At 76.0% G+C, this 17,821-nt stretch carries 18 protein-coding genes; 9 read left to right on the top strand and 9 right to left on the bottom strand.

Annotated features, from left to right (window positions below; translation table 11 throughout):
- Nucleotides 1-7 precede the first annotated feature (7 nt).
- Nucleotides 8-400, top strand: a complete 393-nt coding sequence (locus GA0070610_RS10800) for an SCO5389 family protein (RefSeq protein ID WP_088999895.1) — start codon at nt 8-10, stop codon at nt 398-400.
- Nucleotides 401-461: 61 nt separating this feature from the next.
- Here the strand turns inward: GA0070610_RS10800 and GA0070610_RS10795 are convergent, their stop codons facing one another.
- Nucleotides 462-1,598, bottom strand: coding sequence for a hypothetical protein (locus GA0070610_RS10795; protein WP_231926054.1), 1,137 nt, complete (start codon nt 1,596-1,598; stop codon nt 462-464).
- A complete protein-coding gene (locus GA0070610_RS10790; protein ID WP_231926053.1) occupies nt 1,490-2,611 on the bottom strand; it encodes a transporter substrate-binding domain-containing protein in 1,122 nt (373 codons plus the stop codon). Before GA0070610_RS10790 ends, GA0070610_RS10795 begins: the two co-directional genes overlap by 109 nt.
- A 200-nt stretch (nt 2,612-2,811) precedes the next feature.
- Between GA0070610_RS10790 and GA0070610_RS10785 the strand changes: the two genes are divergently transcribed.
- The 4 genes from GA0070610_RS10785 to GA0070610_RS10770 are packed head-to-tail and all read left to right on the top strand — an operon-like array spanning nt 2,812 to nt 5,889.
- A complete protein-coding gene (locus tag GA0070610_RS10785) occupies nt 2,812-3,237 on the top strand; it encodes a TOBE domain-containing protein (RefSeq protein WP_088999893.1) in 426 nt (141 codons plus the stop codon).
- A complete protein-coding gene (gene modA / locus GA0070610_RS10780) occupies nt 3,234-4,016 on the top strand; it encodes a molybdate ABC transporter substrate-binding protein (protein ID WP_088999892.1) in 783 nt (260 codons plus the stop codon). The genes GA0070610_RS10785 and modA overlap by 4 nt, the downstream gene beginning before the upstream one ends.
- Entirely contained in the window at nt 4,013-4,828 is an 816-nt protein-coding gene (locus GA0070610_RS10775; protein WP_088999891.1) for an ABC transporter permease, read from the top strand. The genes modA and GA0070610_RS10775 overlap by 4 nt, the downstream gene beginning before the upstream one ends.
- Nucleotides 4,825-5,889 (top strand): ABC transporter ATP-binding protein, encoded by a 1,065-nt coding sequence (locus GA0070610_RS10770; protein ID WP_088999890.1) that lies wholly within the window; start codon nt 4,825-4,827, stop codon nt 5,887-5,889. Before GA0070610_RS10775 ends, GA0070610_RS10770 begins: the two co-directional genes overlap by 4 nt.
- Before the next feature lie 131 nt (nt 5,890-6,020).
- On the opposite strand, the gene GA0070610_RS10765 is transcribed toward GA0070610_RS10770, so the two are convergent.
- On the bottom strand, nt 6,021-6,446 hold the full coding sequence (locus GA0070610_RS10765) for a hypothetical protein (protein WP_088999889.1): 426 nt from the start codon (nt 6,444-6,446) through the stop codon (nt 6,021-6,023).
- A 433-nt stretch (nt 6,447-6,879) separates the two neighbouring features.
- Between GA0070610_RS10765 and GA0070610_RS10760 the strand changes: the two genes are divergently transcribed.
- Nucleotides 6,880-8,406: a cellulose binding domain-containing protein gene (locus GA0070610_RS10760; protein ID WP_089003416.1), complete on the top strand. Its 1,527-nt coding sequence runs from the start codon at nt 6,880-6,882 to the stop codon at nt 8,404-8,406.
- A gap of 87 nt (nt 8,407-8,493) precedes the next feature.
- On the opposite strand, the gene GA0070610_RS10755 is transcribed toward GA0070610_RS10760, so the two are convergent.
- Nucleotides 8,494-9,069 (bottom strand): GNAT family N-acetyltransferase, encoded by a 576-nt coding sequence (locus GA0070610_RS10755; protein WP_088999888.1) that lies wholly within the window; start codon nt 9,067-9,069, stop codon nt 8,494-8,496.
- 82 nt (nt 9,070-9,151) lie between these two features.
- On the opposite strand from GA0070610_RS10755, the gene GA0070610_RS10750 reads away from it, so the two are divergent.
- From GA0070610_RS10750 to GA0070610_RS10740, 3 genes are read left to right on the top strand one after another with little or no spacing between them, the layout of a single operon-like run.
- The gene (locus GA0070610_RS10750) at nt 9,152-9,676 is read left to right on the top strand and encodes a PadR family transcriptional regulator (RefSeq protein WP_088999887.1); all 525 of its coding nucleotides are present in this window, start codon (nt 9,152-9,154) and stop codon (nt 9,674-9,676) included.
- On the top strand, nt 9,673-10,353 hold the full coding sequence (locus tag GA0070610_RS10745; protein WP_088999886.1) for an ABC transporter ATP-binding protein: 681 nt from the start codon (nt 9,673-9,675) through the stop codon (nt 10,351-10,353). Before GA0070610_RS10750 ends, GA0070610_RS10745 begins: the two co-directional genes overlap by 4 nt.
- Nucleotides 10,350-12,617: an ABC transporter permease gene (locus tag GA0070610_RS10740; protein ID WP_197697823.1), complete on the top strand. Its 2,268-nt coding sequence runs from the start codon at nt 10,350-10,352 to the stop codon at nt 12,615-12,617. The genes GA0070610_RS10745 and GA0070610_RS10740 overlap by 4 nt, the downstream gene beginning before the upstream one ends.
- 27 nt (nt 12,618-12,644) lie before the next feature.
- Here GA0070610_RS10740 and GA0070610_RS10735 read toward each other — a convergent pair whose 3' ends face one another.
- The 5 genes from GA0070610_RS10735 to GA0070610_RS10715 form a co-directional block, all read right to left on the bottom strand.
- Entirely contained in the window at nt 12,645-13,823 is a 1,179-nt protein-coding gene (locus GA0070610_RS10735; RefSeq protein ID WP_088999885.1) for a (Fe-S)-binding protein, read from the bottom strand.
- Nucleotides 13,820-15,205 (bottom strand): FAD-binding oxidoreductase, encoded by a 1,386-nt coding sequence (locus GA0070610_RS10730; RefSeq protein ID WP_088999884.1) that lies wholly within the window; start codon nt 15,203-15,205, stop codon nt 13,820-13,822. The genes GA0070610_RS10735 and GA0070610_RS10730 overlap by 4 nt, the downstream gene beginning before the upstream one ends.
- A gap of 127 nt (nt 15,206-15,332) precedes the next feature.
- Nucleotides 15,333-15,776, bottom strand: a complete 444-nt coding sequence (locus tag GA0070610_RS10725) for a hypothetical protein (RefSeq protein ID WP_088999883.1) — start codon at nt 15,774-15,776, stop codon at nt 15,333-15,335.
- Nucleotides 15,777-15,829: 53 nt separating this feature from the next.
- Nucleotides 15,830-16,651 (bottom strand): sugar phosphate isomerase/epimerase family protein, encoded by an 822-nt coding sequence (locus GA0070610_RS10720; protein WP_231926052.1) that lies wholly within the window; start codon nt 16,649-16,651, stop codon nt 15,830-15,832.
- Complete coding sequence (locus GA0070610_RS10715; RefSeq protein WP_088999882.1) at nt 16,648-17,802, bottom strand: dihydrodipicolinate synthase family protein; 1,155 nt, start codon at nt 17,800-17,802, stop codon at nt 16,648-16,650. Before GA0070610_RS10715 ends, GA0070610_RS10720 begins: the two co-directional genes overlap by 4 nt.
- Nucleotides 17,803-17,821: the final 19 nt, after the last annotated feature.

Genomic DNA, 17,821 nt, shown 5'->3' with positions numbered 1-17,821 from the left:
GAGGATCATGTCTCTCACCGTCCCGCCCGCCCTGCTCGACGCCGCCGAGCGCGGCCCCGTCGACGACGCCGAGTTCGTCGCCTGCGTCCGCGAGTCGCTGCCGTACGCCTGGCAGACGGTCAGCCGGGTGGCCGCCGAACTGGCCGCCACCGGCGCGGACCACGCCGACAACGTGATCCCGCCGCCCACCGAGGCCGAGCGCGGCCAGTTGCTGCGGGCGCTCGCCAGCGACGCCATCCGGGCCGGCCTGGAGCGGCACTTCCAGGTCAAGCTCGCCTTCCAGAACTGCCACCGGGTCGCCGCGTTCCGCCCGGCGGCCGTCGACTCGGACGTGTACCGGCGGTTCGTCTCCGCCCGGGGGCAGTTGCTCAACCAGTCCCCCGAGTTGCGCAACTGCTGACCCCGCCGGTCGCGGCCGGCGGGCGGGACGGGGGCATGCGACCCGTGCCGCCCGCCGGCCGTCAGCGGGCGCGCGGTGGCGGCGAGGACGGCGAGGCGGGCCCGGGCGACGGCGGCGCGGACGCCCCGGCGGGATCCGCAGCCGGCAGCCGGCCCAGGCAGCGCGGGTCCGGCCGGCCCACCGCCTGCCGGGGGATCATCCAGTCCAGCGCCGTCTCCTCCACGTGCCAGCCGTAGACGTCCACCCGGCTGACCGGAATCCGCCCCGGGTCGGGGCAGAGCAGTTGCCCGCGTACCTGGTCGTTGGGCAGGAAGCGCACCTCGCCCCGCCCGTCGAGCACGATCGTCATCCGGTCGGTCACGGTGACCGCCTCGCCGCGTACCACCTCCCGCACCGGCCCTGCCTCCGCGCCGACCTCGACGGCGACGGCGGGCAGCAGCGGCACCCGCAGGAAGACCACGCCCGTCACCAGTGGCACCACTGCCGCCACCGCGTAGGCGAGGACACGGGTCAGCGCCGGGGCGACCGGGCGCGGCAGCGGACCGGTGAGCACCACGGCCCCCAGCGGCGGCACGACCAGCAGCAGGACCGTGGCCAACTCGCCCTCGCCGAGCGCCCTCGACACCGCGGGCGCCAGCCAGGCGTAGCTGGCGGCCGCCGCCACGACCGGCAGCACCAGGGTGGTGCCGAGGAGCAGGCGGGGTCGGTCCGGGTGGCGCAGCCGGGTCCGCAGCGCCAGCAGCCAGAGGGCGAGCATCAGCAGCAACGGCAGGAACCGCAGCTGCCAGGTCAGCGCCGCCAGCGCGATCGCCGCCACCAGCACCCAACCGGGCGTACGCACGGTGCCGTAGGCCAGCAGCGAGCGCTCCGGGTCGAACCGGTCAGGCGCGCTGACCTGGAGCAGCCGGCCGAGGACGGCCAGCACCAGCACGACGAGCGGGAACGCCCACACCAGCGCGATCAGCAGGGCGCTGAGCAGCCCGAGCGGGCTGACGTACTGCACCAGCAGCAGCATCGTCGGCATGTCCTGCCGGCTGAGCCGCCAGAGCCGCAGCACCAGCAGCAGCACCGGAAACGCGGGCAGCAGCGTCAGCAGCCACTGCTGCGCCTGTTGCGCCTGCTTGGTGCCCGGGCGGCGCTCGGCACGCCCGATCTCGGCCGACCCGGAGACGGCAGGGCCCATCTCTCCCACGGCCACTGCCGCACCTCCACCGTCTCCTCGGGCTCCGGCTGCCGGCCGACCGCCACCTGCTGCGGGTTGCTGTACTGCTGCTCCGAGGCCAGGTACCGGTCGAACGCCGCCTTCCACCGGTCGCCGTCGGGGCCCTTCGCCGACTGTTGGAGGGACAGATTGACCAGGTCGCGCATCTCGGGGACGGGGCCGGTGTTCACGCCCCACTTCTCCGCCGACTCCGCGCCGATGTCCCAGTGCCGCAGCTCCTTCGGCCGCAGCAGCTTCGTCGCCGGCGGCAGCTCGCCCGGCGGGCGCGGGCCCACGAAGCCGGCCAGGATGGCGGCGTCGGTGGTGACCGCGTCGACCTCGCCGTCGTAGAGCGCCTGGATGCACTGGCTGATCCGGTTGCGGCCGATCGGGTTCGCGCCCGCCTCACGCAGGCGCTGTTCGGAGGTGGAGGTGCCCAGCGTGCAGACCTTCGCCCGTTCGAGGTCGCGCAGGCTGGCGACCTGTCGGGGATCCGACGCGAGCGTCAGCACCGACTGCTCGGTCTCCAGGTAGGGGAAGGAGAAGGTCACGCCCTGGTCCCGACGCTGCTCGGTGATGCTGTAGGAGGCGACCACCAGGTCGACCGTGACGAAGCTGCCGTCGGCGTCGCGCGCCTGCCGGCGGGCCCGGTCCTCGCTTTCGATCGACAGCAGCGTCACCTCCGGGGCGTCGAAGCCCAGGTCCTCGGCGATCATGTACGCGATGTCGATGTCGAAGCCCTCGAACGCACCGTTCTCCAGCTTCTGCGCCACGCCCGGCTGGTCGTCCTTGACCCCGATGATCAGCCGGTCCCGGTTGGTCAGCCCCGCCCGCTCGCGCAGCTCGTCCCAGGTCGGCGGCCCGGTGGCCACGACGACCCGTACCGTCGCCGCCACGACCACCACGAGCAGGAGCAGCAGGGCCGCCAGGCGCAGCTGCCGGGACCGGGAGGCGCGGGCGGGCGCCGCCGGCGCCGGTGGGGTGCTGCTGGTCTCGTCGTCCCGATCCAACTCGGCCCTCCCCGTCGCCGTCCCCGGTGCGAGCCCTTCATTGTGGTCTATCCCGTCCCGTGGGGACAGCATGCGCTCGGGGCGGTCGTGTCGCCGGACCGATAGATACGCGCCTGCCAGGCCGGATGGCCGATGACGGCAGCAGCCACGAGGCTCAACCGCCATCTCGCCCCGCATCTGCCGTTCGGTAGGGTGGCCCGGTGACGACGTTCCGCATCGGGGAGGCCGCCGAGCTGCTCGGCGTCAGCGCCGACACCGTACGCCGGTGGGTCGACGCCGGGCGGCTCGCCGCCGGGCGCGACGCGCAGGGCCACCGGGTGATCGACGGGGTCGACCTCGCCGCGTTCGCGCGCGGCCAGGCCGCCGACCTGGACGACCGGTCGGACGCCTCCTCGGCCCGCAACCGGCTGCGCGGCATCGTGGTCAACGTCGTCAAGGACACCGTGATGGCGCAGGTCGACATCCAGGCCGGTCCGTTCCGGGTCGTGTCGCTGATGAGCCGGGAGGCGGTCGACGAGCTGGACCTGCGCGTCGGTTCGCTGGCCGTCGCCGTGATCAAGTCGACCACCGTGGTGGTGGAACGACTCTCGCCGCCCGGCGGCTCCCGGGGGAGGCAGGCATCGTGAGGGCGAAGCGGGCGGCGGCGGTGGCGGCGGCGCTGGTCCTCGCCGGCGCGGCCGGGTGCGGCGGCGGGAACGCCTCCGGCGGCGGATCGGCGGGTGGCCCGCGCGCCGCCGGCACGGTGACCGTGTTCGCCGCGGCCTCGCTGACGGAGTCGTTCATCCGGCTCGGCCGGGACTTCGAGGCGTCCGGCGGCGCCACCGTCGTGTTCAACTTCGCCGGCAGCGCGGCGCTGGCCGCGCAGATCGACCAGGGCGCGCCGGCCGACGTGTTCGCCTCGGCGGCGCCGCGCAACATGGCCACGGTCACCGGGGCGGGCGACGCCGACGGCGACCCGGCGGTCTTCGCCCGCAACCAGCTCGTCGTCGCCGTGCCGAGGGGCAATCCCCGGGGCGTCGCCGGGCTGGCCGACCTGGCTCGGCCGGGCGTGAAGGTCGCGCTCTGCGCGGAGCAGGTGCCCTGCGGGGCGGCGGCGCGCGCGGCGCTCAACGCCGCCTCCGTCGCCGTCACCCCGGTCACCCTGGAGCAGGACGTACGGGGCGCGTTGGCCAAACTGCGGCTCGGCGAGGTCGACGCGGCGCTCGTCTACCGTACGGACGCGCTGGCCGCCGCGGCCGAGGTGACGGCCGTCGAGTTTCCCGAGTCCGCCCGTGCCGGCAACGCCTACCCGATCGTCGTGCTGCGTGACGCGCCGAATCCCGACGGCGCGCGGGCCTTCGTCGCGTACGTCCGCTCGGAGCGGGGTCGCGCGGTGCTCGCCGAGGTGGGGTTCCAGGCGCCGTGACACGCACCCACGGCGGGCGGGTCCGGCGGCGGGGTGCCGGGGTGCCCGTGGCGCTGCTGCTGCCGGCCGCGCTGGGCCTGGTCTTCCTCGTCCTGCCGCTGGTCGGGCTGCTGGCCCGTACGCCGTGGGCCGACCTGCCGCAGCGGCTCGCCGCGCCGGGCGTGCTCACCGCGCTGCGGCTGTCCCTGTTGACCGCCACCCTGGCCACGCTGCTCTGCCTGCTGCTCGGAGTGCCGCTGGCCTGGCTGCTGGCCCGCGTGGAGTTCCCCGGCCGACGCATGGTACGCGCCCTCGTGACCGTGCCGCTCGTGCTGCCGCCCGTCGTCGGCGGGGTGGCGCTGCTGCTCGTCTTCGGGCGGCGGGGCCTGCTCGGCGGCTGGCTGGACGCGACCTTCGGGATCAGCCTGCCGTTCACCACCGCCGGCGTGGTGCTGGCGGAGGCGTTCGTGGCGATGCCGTTCCTCGTGATCGCCGTGGAGGGCGCGCTGCGCGGCACCGACGGCCGGTACGAGGAGGCGGCCGCCACCCTCGGCGCCGGCCGCTGGACGACGTTCACGCACGTCACCCTGCCCCTGGTGGCCCCCGGCCTGGCGGCCGGCGCGGTGCTGTGCTGGGCCCGGGCGCTGGGCGAGTTCGGCGCCACCATCACCTTCGCCGGCAACTATCCGGGGCGTACGCAGACCATGCCGCTGGCCGTCTACCTGGCGTTGGAGACGGACGTGCAGGCCGCCGTGGTGCTCAGCCTCGTCCTGCTCACCGTCTCGGTGGTCATCCTCGCCGGGCTGCGCGACCGCTGGATCACCAGCCCGTGAGCACGCCCCTGCTGGACGCGCACCTCGTGGTGCAGCGGGACGCCTTCCGCCTCGACGTGCCGCTGCGCGTCGCCGCCGGCGAGGTGGTCGCGCTGCTCGGCCCCAACGGGGCGGGCAAGACGACCGCGCTGCGGGCGCTCGCCGGCCTGCTGCCGCTGACCGCCGGGCACCTCACCCTCGGCGGCGTCGACCTGGACCGGCCGCGGGGGCGCGTCTGGACGCCGACCGAGCGCCGCCCGATCGGCGTGGTCTTCCAGGACTACCTGCTCTTCCCGCACCTCAGCGCGCTGGAGAACGTGGCCTTCGGGCCCCGGCGCCACGGTGCGGACCGGCGCGCCGCCCGCCGGACGGCCCACGACTGGCTGACGCGGGTCGGCCTGGCCGAGCACGCCGACCGCCGGCCCCGGCAGCTCTCCGGCGGGCAGGCGCAGCGGGTAGCGCTGGCCCGCGCCCTCGCCGTCGAGCCGGCGTTGCTGCTGCTGGACGAGCCCCTCGCCGCGCTCGACGCGCGTACCCGGCTGGACACCCGCGCGGAGCTGCACCGGCACCTCGCCGCGCACCCGGGGGCCACGCTGCTGGTCACCCACGATCCGCTGGACGCGCTGGTGCTGGCCGACCGGCTCGTCGTCGTCGAGGAGGGGCGGGTGGTGCAGGAGGGGGATGCCGCGAGCGTCACGGCGCGGCCGCGCACCGACTACGTGGCCCGGCTCGTCGGGCTGAACCTGCACCGGGGCCACGCCGACGGGCACCGGGTCCGGGTCGCCGACGGGTTGGTCCTCACCGTCGCCGACCGGCTCGACGGGGAGGCCTTCGTCGCCTTCCGGCCCTCGGCGGTGGCCCTGCACCCCACCCGCCCCGAGGGCAGCCCGCGCAACGCCTGGGCGGCGACGGTGGCGGGCGTGCAGCGGCACGGCGACAACCTGCGGGTGCGCCTCGACGGGCCGATCGGGGTGGCCGCGGACGTCACGCCGGCCGCCGCCGCCCAGCTCCGCCTCGCGCCCGGGCAGCCGGTCTGGGCCGCCGTGAAGGCGGCGGAGACCCGCGCCTATCCCGCCGGCTGACACCGCCACCCCGTGCGGTCGGCACCGCCGCACGACCCTGGGTGGAACGCGGAACGCCGAACCCCACCACAGACACCTCCGACGACGCGGCCGGTCGGACGGCGCGGGCCGCTCGGACGGCACCGGTCCGGTCAGGCGGCGGGGTCGGCGGCCAGGAGGTCGGCGTGCGCGGCGCGGAGCCGGGCGAGGCCGGGATCGCTGCCCGGCGTGACCCGGCGGTCGAGCTCCGCCCACACCTCGGCGAGGGCGGCGGTGACCGCGCGCAGCTCGGCGGCGTGCCGGTGGCTGCTGCGCCGGTGCGCCTCGTCGAGGCGCCGGGCCCAGCCGGCCGTGACGGCGGCGAGGCGGTCGGTGTCGGCGCGGGCCTGGGCGGCGCTGCGGGCGGCCGCCGCGGGGACGATCGCGGCGACGGGTCGGGGGTCGCCGTCACGGGTGACGACGGTGACGGTGTCGGTCAGCTCGGCCAGCGCGACGAGTTGGGTGAGCCGGGTGCGCGCCTCGCGCAGCGGCACCGAGCGCGGCTGGTCGGTGTGCGGGGTGAGAGCGGGGACAGCCATGGATGGATGGTCGCCCCCGGGTACGACATTTCCGCACGCCGACGGTCCAGGGTGGATGGCGGACCGGAGAAAATCGCGCGGGGCGGAGCTGTCGCGGCGGATACGCTGCCGGCCGGCGCCGCGCCGGAACCCGGCCGGCGAAGCCCGGACCGTCCGGTCATCGCCAAGGCGCGGTTCCAGGGCTACGAGCGCCCCCTGCAGCGCCGCGAGGGTCGGCGCTGACCCGGCCCGGCGGACGCGCCCCGGGTGCGTCCGCGGAGCGGGCCGACGAGCGCGTGGACCGCCGCGTCGCCGCCAGACCGGAGTCGCAAAGGCGAGCGCCGTCTCGCACTCCGATCTGGACAACTACAGTTAACAATCCTAATAATTGTGCATCCGTCGATCCGACGGCCCTCGTAACCGGGAGGTCCGGATGCGTCGCCCTGCCCGAAACCTGCTGCTGGCCGCCGTCGCGGCCCTCGCCACCGTCACGGCCACCACGCTGACCCTGGCCGCGCCGGCCCGCGCCGCCGGCCCGACCGCCACCTTCGTCAAGACCGCCGACTGGGGCACCGGATGGGAGGGCCGCTACACCGTCACCAACGGCGGCCCGAGCACCATCACCGGCTGGCAGGTCGCCTTCACCCTGCCCACGGGCACCACGCTCGGCTCCTACTGGGACGCCACCGTGAGCAGCTCCGGCCAGCGGCACACCTTCACCAACCGCTCGTGGAACGGCACCGTGGCCCCCGGCGCCTCGGTGTCGTTCGGCTTCCTCGCCACGGGAGCCGGCACCCCGACCGACTGCACGCTCAACGGCGCGCCGTGCTCCGGCGGTACGCCCACCAGCCCGCCGCCGACCAGCGCCCCACCCACCACGGCACCGCCGACGACCGCACCGCCCACGACGCCGCCACCGACCACCCCACCGCCCACCACTCCCCCGCCCGGCGGGCTGCCCCGGCACGCGCTGATCGGCTACCTGCACGCCAGCTTCGCCAACGGCTCGGGCTACCTGCGGATGGCCGACGTGCCCGCCGACTGGGACATCGTCAACCTCGCCTTCGGCGAGCCCACCACCGTCACCTCCGGCGACATCCGCTTCCAGCTCTGCCCGCCCAGCGAGTGCCCGGGCGTCGAGACCGAGGCCGAGTTCGTCGCGGCGATCCGCGCCAAGCAGGCGCAGGGCAAGAAGGTGCTGCTCTCCATCGGCGGGCAGAACGGCCAGGTCCAGCTCACCACGACCGCCGCCCGGGACACCTTCGTCCGGTCGGTGTCGGCCATCATCGACCGGTACGGCCTCAACGGGCTCGACATCGACTTCGAGGGGCACTCGCTCTACCTCGACGCCGGGGACACCGACTTCCGCAACCCGACCACGCCGGTGATCGTCAACCTGATCTCCGCGATCCGCACCCTCAAGCAGCGGTACGGGGCGGGCTTCGTGCTCACCATGGCGCCGGAGACGTTCTTCGTCCAGCTCGGCTACCAGTTCTACGGCTCGGGCCCGTGGGGCGGGCAGGACCCGCGCGCGGGGTCGTACCTGCCCGTGATCCACGCGCTGCGTAACGACCTCACCGTCCTGCACGTGCAGGACTACAACTCCGGCCCGATCATGGGGCTCGACAACCAGTACCACACCATGGGCAGCGCCGACTTCCACGTCGCGATGACCGACATGCTGCTCGCCGGCTTCCCCGTCGCCGGCAACCCGGACCGGTTCTTCCCGGCGCTGCGCGAGGACCAGGTGGCCTTCGGCGCGCCCTCCTCCCCCAGCGCCGGCAACGGCTACCTCGCCCCCGCCGGGGTGCAGGCCGCGGTGACCTGCCTGGTGAAGGGGCAGGGCTGCGGCCCGTACGTTCCGCGCAGCGGCACCAACCCGGCCTTCCGGGGCCTGATGACCTGGTCGATCAACTGGGACCGGTTCTACGCCTGGGAGTTCCGCCTCAGCCACGGCCCGTTCCTGCGGTCGCTGTCCTGATCGGACGTCGCCTCCCTGGGCACCCGGTCCGGTCGCACGAGCGCGTACGCGCTGCTGCTCGTGGCGGCGCCGGACCGGGTGCCCCGCTCACGCGGCGCGGTGCTCGCCGGCGTCCGACCGGACGCCGCGCCACTCGGGGGCCAGCACCGACCACACCTCGATGTCGATGCGCCCGGCCGGCCCCGGGTAGACCTCGCGCAGCGTCCCGTCGAGGCGCATGCCCAGCCGCCGGGCGGTGGCGATGCTGCGGGCGTTGTCCGCCTTGGTGCGCCACTCGACCCGGTGGATGCCGCGCTCGCGTACCGCCCAGTCGACGATCCGGCCGACCGCCCGGGTGACCAGACCGTGCCCCTCCCCCGCGGGCTCCAGCCAGCAGCCGGCCTCGCAGACGCCCGAGGCGGTGTCGAACGCGACGAACATGACCCCGCCGACCAGCTCACCCCGCCGCCAGATGCCCCAGATGCCGCCGGCGTCGCGTGCCCACCGGTCCGCGTAGCTCTGGAGCACGGCCCGGGCGGAGTCGAGGTCGCCGACGACGAACGAGGGCGACACCCAGGGCGCGATGTGCGTGCGGGCCCGGTCGAGGTGGGCGAGGAACTCCCCGGCCCGCCAGGGCTCCAGGGGACGCAGCTCGGCGTCCTCGGTCAGGGGCAGGGCGAACACGGTGACCTCCCGGTGCAGAGATGGTGAGCGGGCACTGTACCGGTATACGCGCGAGGTATACGCGGTGTGTATAGTCCCGCCCATGTCGATCGGACAGACCTTCCTCGGCCTCCTGGAGGCCACCCCCCGCCACGGCTACGACATCAAACGCCTCTACGACGAGCGCTTCGGTCACGCCCGCCCGCTCGCGTACGGGCAGGTCTACGCCACCCTCTCCCGGCTGCTGCGCGGCGGCCTGGTCGAGGTGGACGCGGTCGAACCGGGCGAGGGCCCGGAGCGCAAGCGGTACGCGATCACCGAGGCCGGCGTCACCGACGTGGCGCAGTGGCTGGCCCGGGCCGAGAAACCCGAGCCGTACCTGCAGAGCACCCTCTACACCAAGGTGGTGCTGGCCCTGCTGACCGGCCGCCCGGCCGCCGACGTGCTCGACGTGCAGCGCTCCGAGCACCTGCGGATGATGCGCGAGCTGACCCGCCGCAAGCGCGACGGCGACCTCGCCGAGCAACTGGTCTGCGACCACGCCCTGTTCCACCTCGAGGCGGACCTGCGCTGGCTGGAGCTGACCGCCGCCCGCCTCGACGAGCTGGCCGCGACGGTGCGGTCGTGAGCGCCCCGCTGCTGCTCGCCGAGGACCTGCACCGCTCGTTCGGGCCGACCCGGGCGCTCGCCGGCGCCAGCCTGCGCGTGCACCCCGGCGAGGTGCTGGCCCTCATGGGCTCGTCGGGCTCCGGCAAGTCCACCCTGCTGCACTGCCTCGCCGGCATCACCCGGCCCGACTCCGGCCGCGTGTGCTACGCCGGCCGCGACCTCGGCGCCCTCAGCGACGCCGAACGCAGCGCGCTGCGCCGGGAGGAGTTCGGCTTCGTCTTCCAGTTCGGTCAGCTCGTGCCGGAGCTGACCTGCCTGGAGAACGTCGCGTTGCCGCTGCGGCTGGCCCGGGTCGGCCGCCGCGAGGCGGAGCGGCGGGCCGCCGAGTGGCTGGAGCGCCTGGAGGTCGCCGAGGTGGCCGGCAAGCGACCCGGCGAGGTCTCCGGCGGGCAGGGGCAGCGGGTGGCGGTCGCCCGGGCGCTGGTCACCCGGCCACGGGTCGTCTTCGCCGACGAGCCGACCGGGGCGCTCGACTCGCTCAACGGCGAGCGGGTCATGCGGCTGCTCACCGCCGCCGCCCGGGACACCGGGGCGGCCGTGGTGCTGGTGACCCACGAGGCGCGGGTGGCCGCGTACTCCGATCGGGAGGTCGTGGTCCGCGACGGGCGCACCCGGGACCTGGAGGTCGCGGCGTGACCCGGCTGCGCGACCGCGCGGCCGACCTGGTCATGGGCGCCCGGATGGCCTTCACCGGCGGCCGGGACGGCTGGCTGCGGGCGGTGCTCACCGCCGTCGGCGTCGGCGTGGGGGTGGCGATGCTGCTGCTCGCCGCCGCGGTGCCCGGCGCGCTGGACGCCCGGCAGGCACGCGGCGACGCCCGCGACGACCTGCGGATGGGCGAGCGGATCCCGGCCGCCGCGAACACCCTGCTGATCCGCCAGACCGACACCGAGTTCCGGGGACAGCCGGTGCGCGGCCGGATGTTGCGGCCCGAGGGACCGGCCGCACCGGTCCCGCCGGGGGTGGCGGCGCTGCCCCGCGCCGGCGAGGTGCTGGTCTCCCCCGCCCTGCGCGATCTGCTCGACTCCGCCGACGGCGCGCTGTTCGCCCCCCGCCTCGGCGGGGCCACGGTCACCGGCGTCATCGCCGACGAGGGGCTGGCGGGTCCGCGCGAGCTGGCCTACTACCTGGGTAGCGGCACCCTCACGGCCGACGACGCGGTCCGGCTGGACGCCTTCGGCGGCGGACTGCCCGGCGAGGCCTTCGACCCGGTGCTGATGGTGCTGGTGGTCGTCATCTTCGTGGTCCTGCTGCTGCCCATCGCGGTCTTCCTCGCCGCCGCCGTGCGCTTCGGCGGCGAGCGGCGCGACCGGCGACTGGCCGCGCTGCGGCTCGTCGGCGCCGACGCCGCGATGGTCCGCCGGATCGCCGCCGGGGAGGCCGCCACCGGCGCGCTGCTCGGGGTCGCGGCCGGCGGCCTGCTCTTCGCGCTCGGCCGGCAGGTGGTGCCGCTGGTCACCCTCATGGACCTGAGCGTGTACGCCGCCGACGTGCGCCCGCCGCTGCCGCTGGTCGCCGCCGTCGTGGTGGCGGTGCCGGCGCTCGCCGTCGTCGTGACGCTGGTGTCGATGCGCGCCGTGCTGATCGAGCCGCTCGGGGTGACCCGGCGCGCCACGCCGGTGCGCCGCCGGCTGGTGTGGCGGCTGCTGCTGCCGGCCGCCGGGATCGGGCTGCTGCTGGCCGGCGCCGCCGGCATCGCGCCGCTGGGCAGCGAGCGGCAGACGGCGGCCGGCGCCGTGCTGCTGCTGGTCGGCGTGGTCACCCTGCTGCCCTGGCTCACCGATCTGCTCGTACGCCGGCTGCGCGGCGGCCCCGTCGCGTGGCAGCTCGCGGTGCGCCGCCTCCAGCTCGACAGCGCCGCCTCGGCGCGGCTGGTCAACGGCATCGCCGTCGCCGTGGCGGGCACCATCGGGTTGCAGATGCTCTTCGCCGGCGTCGCCGGGCAGTTCACCTTCGACACCGGGCAGGACACGTCCCGGGCCCAGGTGCAGGTGCAGTTCTCCCCGCGGGCGGACGCGGCGGCGGGGCTGGACCGGTTGGCCGGAGCGTCCGGGGTCACCGCGAGCAACGCCACCCTGGCCACCTCGGTCAGGGCCGGCGAAGCGTACGGCACGCTGCGGATCGGCGACTGCGCGGCGCTGGCGGAGTTCGCCCGGCTCGACCGGTGCGCCGACGGCGACGTGTTCCTGGTCCCGGACGCGGAGGGCGAGCCGGCCGGTTTCGGTGCGGGCAGCGCGGTCACGGTCGCCGACGAGGTGGCCTGGCGGGTGCCGTCCACCGCCCGGGAGACGCCGGTGCGCGTCGACCCGTCCGGCTACCGGCAGGGCGGGGTGCTGGTCACTCCCGGCGCGGTCGACGCCGCCCGGCTCGGGCCGCTGCGCGCGGAGGCGTACCTGCGCCTCGCCGCCGACCAGCCGGACGCGGTGGAGCACGTCCGCAACGCCGCCCTCGGGGCCGACCCGTACGCCTCGGTGCTCACGCTGACCGAGAACCGGCAGGCCAACCAGTTCGTCAACGTCCAGCGCGGCCTGTACATCGGCGCGGTGGTCACCCTGCTGCTGATCGCGGCCAGCATGCTCGTCGGCGTGCTGGAGCAGCTGCGCGAGCGCCGCCGGCTGCTGGCGATGCTGGTGGCGGTGGGCACCCGCCGCTCCACGCTGAGCTGGTCGGTGCTGTGGCAGAGCGCCGTGCCGGTGGTGATCGGGCTCGCCCTGGCGGTCGTGTTCGGTCTCGGCCTCGGCGCGGTGCTGCTGCGGATGGTGCAGATGCCGGTCACCGTCGCCTGGCCGGCGCTGGGCATCTCCACCGGCCTCGGGGCCGCGGTGGTGCTGCTGGTCACCGGGCTCAGCCTGCCGGCGCTGTGGCGGCTGACCCGCCCGGACGGCATGCGCACCGAGTGAGGCGGTGCCCCCGGCCGGCGTGACCGCTCAGGCGGGTGACGTCGGCGACTGGACGCGGGCGAGCAGCTCGGCGAGGTGCACGGCCCGTACGGCGGACCGACGTCGGCGCAGCCCGGTGCGCAACTGACGCAGGCAGCCGGGGTTGACCGTCACCACGAGGTCCACCCCGGCGGCCTCGATCTCGTCGAGCTTCGCGTCCAGGATCCGCCGCGACTCCTTCGGCCGCAGCAGCGAGTACGTGCCGGCCGCCCCGCAGCAGGTGGCCGCCGAGGGCAGCTCCACGTAGTCGGCGACCTGGCGCAGCAGCGCCCGGGGTTCGGCGAAGACGCCGAGGCCGTTGCGCAGGTGGCAGGAGTCCTGGAGGGCCACCCGGGCGCGCCGGCCGTCGACGCGCAGTTCGGTGCCGGTGGGCCGGCCGGCGAGCCAGGTGGACAGCTCGCGTACCCGGTCGGCGCCGAGCACGGAGGCGAGGTGCGCGGCGCAGCCGCCGGAGGTGGTGACGATCGTGCCGGGCAGGTCCTCGCCGAGGCGCTCGGCCAGCCGCTCGCCGCCGGCCAGGTCGCCGTTGTGCGCGTGCAGCGCGCCGCAGCAGCCCTGCGCGGTGGGGACGGCCAGCTCGGGGGCGAGCGCGTGCGCCGCCCGGCTGACCGCCGGGTAGAGCCCCCGCTCCACACACCCCAGCATGAGCTGCGCGCCCGGCCCGGCGGGGGCGGCGGACCCGGGGGCCGCCCCCGGAGCGGGTGCCGCGCCCGAGGTCGGCCGGGCCGGGGCCAAGGCCGGGGCGGTCGGGGTCAGGGCGGTCGGGGCCGGGGTGGCGCGCCGGCCGCGGGCGGCGCGGCGGAGGAGGCCCGAGAGCCGCAGCAGCCAGCGCTGCTCGACGAGCAGCATGAGCGCCCGGGCCACCAGCGGCCGCCGCCAGCCCCGCCACTGGTGCACCCGCCACTGCTCCAGCAGGCTGCCGTACTCGACGCCCGCCGGGCAGACCGGCTCGCAGGCCCGACAGCCCAGGCAGAACGAAGACTGCTCGGCCAGGGTGGCGTCGTCCGGGGGCAGGGAGCCGTCCTGCAACGCGCGCATCAGGGTGATCCGGCCGCGCGGCGAGGACGCCTCGTCGCCGGTCATCGCGTACGTGGGGCAGGCCGGCAGGCAGAACCCGCAGGAGATGCAGCGCGACAGCTGCTCCGGGTCGAACACGTCGCCCGTCATGATCCCAGCTTTCCGGGGTTGAGGATGCCCGCCGGGTCGAAGGCCGTCTTGATCCGCCGCAGCAGGGCGAGCTGGTCGTCGCCGAGGCGGGCGGCGAGGAACGGCAGCTTCGCCGCCCCCACCCCGTGCTCGCCGGTGATGGTGCCGCCGAGGTCGATGGCGGCGGCGAAGACGTCGGCGAAGGCCGCCTCGGCCCGGCGTACCGCCTCATGGTCCTCGGCCGAGTCGAGCACGCAGGTGGGATGCAGGTTGCCGTCGCCGGCGTGGCCGAAGGTGGCGATGGCGACGCCGTGCCGGGCGGCGATGGCGTCGATGCGGTCGACCATCTCGGCGATCCGCGGCCGGGGCACGGTCGCGTCCTCCAGGATCGTCACCCCGCCCCGGCGCGACAGCGCCGGCAGCGCGCAGCGGCGGGCGGCCAGCAGGGCCTCGGCCTGGGCGACCTCGCGGGCCGTGGTGACCTCCACCGCGCCGGCCTCGACGCAGGCCGCGCCGATCCGGTCGAGGTGGGCGGCGACCAGGTCGGGCGGGCCGTCGTCGCCGAAGAGCAGCAGCGCGCCGGCGTCGGCGCGCAGCCCCAGGTGGGCGAAGTCCTCCACGGCCGCGATGCAGGCCCGGTCGAGGAACTCCAGCGTCGCCGGCACCACACCGGCGCGGATCACCCGGGCGACGGCCTCCCCCGCGTCGGCCAGCGTCGGGAAGTACGCGACCCCGGTGTTCGCCGACGCCGGGGCGGGCAGCAGCGCCACGGTGGCCTCGGTGATCACGGCGAGGGTGCCCTCGGAGCCGGTGAGCAGCCGGGTCAGGTCGTAGCCGGCGACGTCCTTCCACAGCCGCCCGCCGGTGCGGATCACCTCGCCGGTGGGCAGCACCGCCTCCAGTCCCAGCACGTAGTTGCGGGTCACGCCGTACTTCAGGCCGCGCAACCCGCCGGCGCAGGTGGCGATGGTGCCGCCGACGGTGGCGACGGTGCGGCTGCCCGGATCGGGCGCCCAGAGCAGCCCCCGCGCGGCGGCGGCGTCGGCCAGGGCGGCGCTGGTCACGCCCGGTTGCACCCGGGCCAGCAGCTCGTCGGCGCTGACCTCCAGGATCGTCGTGAGCCGGGTCAGCACCAGCACGATGCCGCCGCGCAGCGGCACGGTCGCGGCGCACAGGTTGGAGCCGGCGCCGCGCGGCACCACGGGCACCTGGTGCCGGGTGGCGAGCGCCAGCACGGCGGAGACCTCGGCGGTGTCGGCCGGGAAGACCACCGCGTCCGGCCGGTGGGAGAACAGCGGCGTCGCGTCCCGCGCGTACGCCACGAGGTCACCGGCCGCGTCGTGCACGTGCGAGGGGCCGACGATGCCGCGCAGCTCGGCGAGGACGGTCGCGGACAGCGCCATGCCCACCCTTCCCGGCGCGCCGGTCGCGCCTGTAGGTTTTTGCCGGCTCTCCACCGGCTGTCTGGCGACAGTTTTCACCGATCATAGAGAGCCGGACGGGTGGCGTGAAGACGGCGGCCCCGGGTCGTCAGCCCGGCGGCAGGTGTTCGCGCAGCGCGGCGAACTCGGCCGCCGTGAGGAAGGACGGGTTGGCGCCCTGCGGCTGCCGCAGCACCTCCGCCCCGGCCAGCCGGGCGTCGGCCCGCAGCAGCTCCCGGGGCACGCGGTGCGCGGCGTCGAGGACCGTCAGGTCCAGCGGCACCGACCAGGGCGCGCCCGGCTCGCCCGGCACCGCGGCGGCGGCCACCAGCCCCACGCCCCAGACGCCGTACGCGAGCCGGCCGCGGCTGCCGCTGGCCCAGAGCACCACCGGCTGACCGGCGCGCATCAGCCGGGTGCGGTAGCCGGGGCGTACGCACCAGCTCGTCACCCTCGGCTCGCGGGCGAGGCGGTCGGCCAGGTCGCTGCCGTCCGCGTTGCCCTTGACGAGCCACGCGCCGAGATCGTCGAGGTGCACCCGTCGGTCGGTCACCTCCTCATCCTCGCCCGGCTCCCGGCCGGCCGCCCGGCCGGCCGGGAGCGTCCTCAGGCGACGTGGCGCAGGTATCCCGCGACCGAGGCGGCCAGCACCTCCCGACCCGGCCGGTCCCACACCTCGGCCGAGAAGACCTCCACCTCGACCGGCCCGGAGTAGCCGGCCGCGTCGACGGCCTCCCGCAGCCGGCGCAGCTCGATGCAGCCGTCGCCGGGCAGGGCCCGGCCGAGCAGCACCCCCTCGGGCAGCGGCGTCACCCAGTCGCACACCTGGAACGCGGCGATCCGCGCCCCGGCCCGGGCGATCTGCGCGTACACGGTGTCGTCCCACCACACGTGGTAGGCGTCGACGACGACCCCGACCACGCCCGGGTCGAACCGTTCGGCGATGTCGAGCGCCTGGCCGAGGGTGGACACCACGCAGCGGTCGGCGCAGAACATCGGGTGCAGCGGCTCGATCGCCAGCGTCACCCCCGCCGCGGCGGCGTGCGGCGCCAGCTCCGCGATCGCGTCGGCCACCCGGTGGCGGGCGCCGTCGACGTCCCGGCTGCCCGCCGGCAGACCGCCGGAGACCAGCACGAGAACCGAGGTGCCGAGGGTGGCGGCCTCCTCGATGGCCCGCAGGTTCTCCTCCCGCCAGCCGTCGGCGGTGAAGAAGCCGCCCCGGCACAGGGACGTGACCTCGAGGCCGGCGTCGCGGACCAGCTTCGCGGCGCGCGCCAGCCCGTACGCGGCGACCGGCTCCCGCCACAGCCCGATGCCCGGCACGCCGCCGGCGACGCAGCCGGCGACCACCTCGGGCAGCGGCCAGTGCTGCGACGTGGCCTGGTTGAACGAGAACCGCCGCAGGGCGTGCGCGCCGTCTCCCCTCACTGGTCCACCCCCGCCACGGCGAACACCGCCCGGGCGCGGGCCGCCGCCAGTTCCGCGTCGGGCAGCAGCCCGGCGGCGTCGGCGAGGGTGAGCAGGGTGCCCAGGTGCGCCGGCGAGCGCCCGGACTGGGCCCCGCCGACCATCGTGAAGTGGTCCTGGTGCCCGGCCAGCCAGGCAAGGAAGACGATGCCCGTCTTGTAGTGCCAGGTGGGGGCCGCGAAGACGTGCCGGGCCAGGGGCACCGTCGGCGCGAAGATCGCGTCGTACGACGCCAGGTCCCCCCGGTCCAGCGCGGTGAGCGCCGCGGCGGCGGCCGGCGCGATCGCCGCGAACACCCCGAGCAGCGCGTCGGAGTGTCCGCTCGCGTCGCCCCGGATCAGCTGCGGGTAGTGGAAGTCGTCGCCGGTGTAGAGGCGCACCCCGGCCGGCAGCCGGCGGCGCAACGCCACCTCGCGGTCGGCGTCCAGCAGGGAGACCTTGATCCCGTCCACCCGGGTGTCGTGGGCCTTGATCAGCTCGACCACGGCGTCGGCGGCCGCGTCGAGGTCGGTCGAGCCCCAGTAGCCCGCCAGCGCCGGATCGAACATCGGACCGAGCCAGTGCAGCACCACCGGCTCGTCGGCGGCGGTCAGCAGCTCGTCGTACACCCGCAGGTAGTCCTCCGGGCCCCGGGCGGCGGCGGCCAGGTGACGGCTGCACATCAGCACCGGGCGGGCGCCGGCGGCCCGCACGTCGTCGAGCTGCTCGCGGTAGGCGCGGGCGACCTCGGCCAGCCCGGCCGGACCGGGCGGGAGCTGGTCCGTGCCCACCCCGGCGACGATCCTCCCGCCCACCGTGCGGGCCTCGGCGGCGCTGCGCCGGATCAGCTCGCGCGTGGCCGGGTAGTCCAGGCCCATGCCGCGCTGCGCCGTGTCCATCGCCTCGGCCACCCCGAAGCCGTACGACCACAGGTGGTGCCGGAAGGCCAGGGTGCGCTCCCAGTCGAGCACGGCCGGGGCGCCCGGGACGTTCTCGGCCGTCGGATCGGCCACCACGTGCGCGGCGGCGTACGCGATCCGGCTGGTCGGCGGCCCGGCGGGGCGCGGAAAGCCGGCGCCGCCGCGCAGCCGGTACCGCCGTCCACCGGGCAACACCACCTCGACCGCGCGCACCGGTCCGCCTTCCGTTCGC

Origin of the sequence: Micromonospora echinofusca, assembly GCF_900091445.1 — a bacterium.
Taxonomy (GTDB): Bacteria; Actinomycetota; Actinomycetes; order Mycobacteriales; family Micromonosporaceae; genus Micromonospora; species Micromonospora echinofusca.
This window is presented reverse-complemented; position numbering and strand designations above follow the sequence as displayed.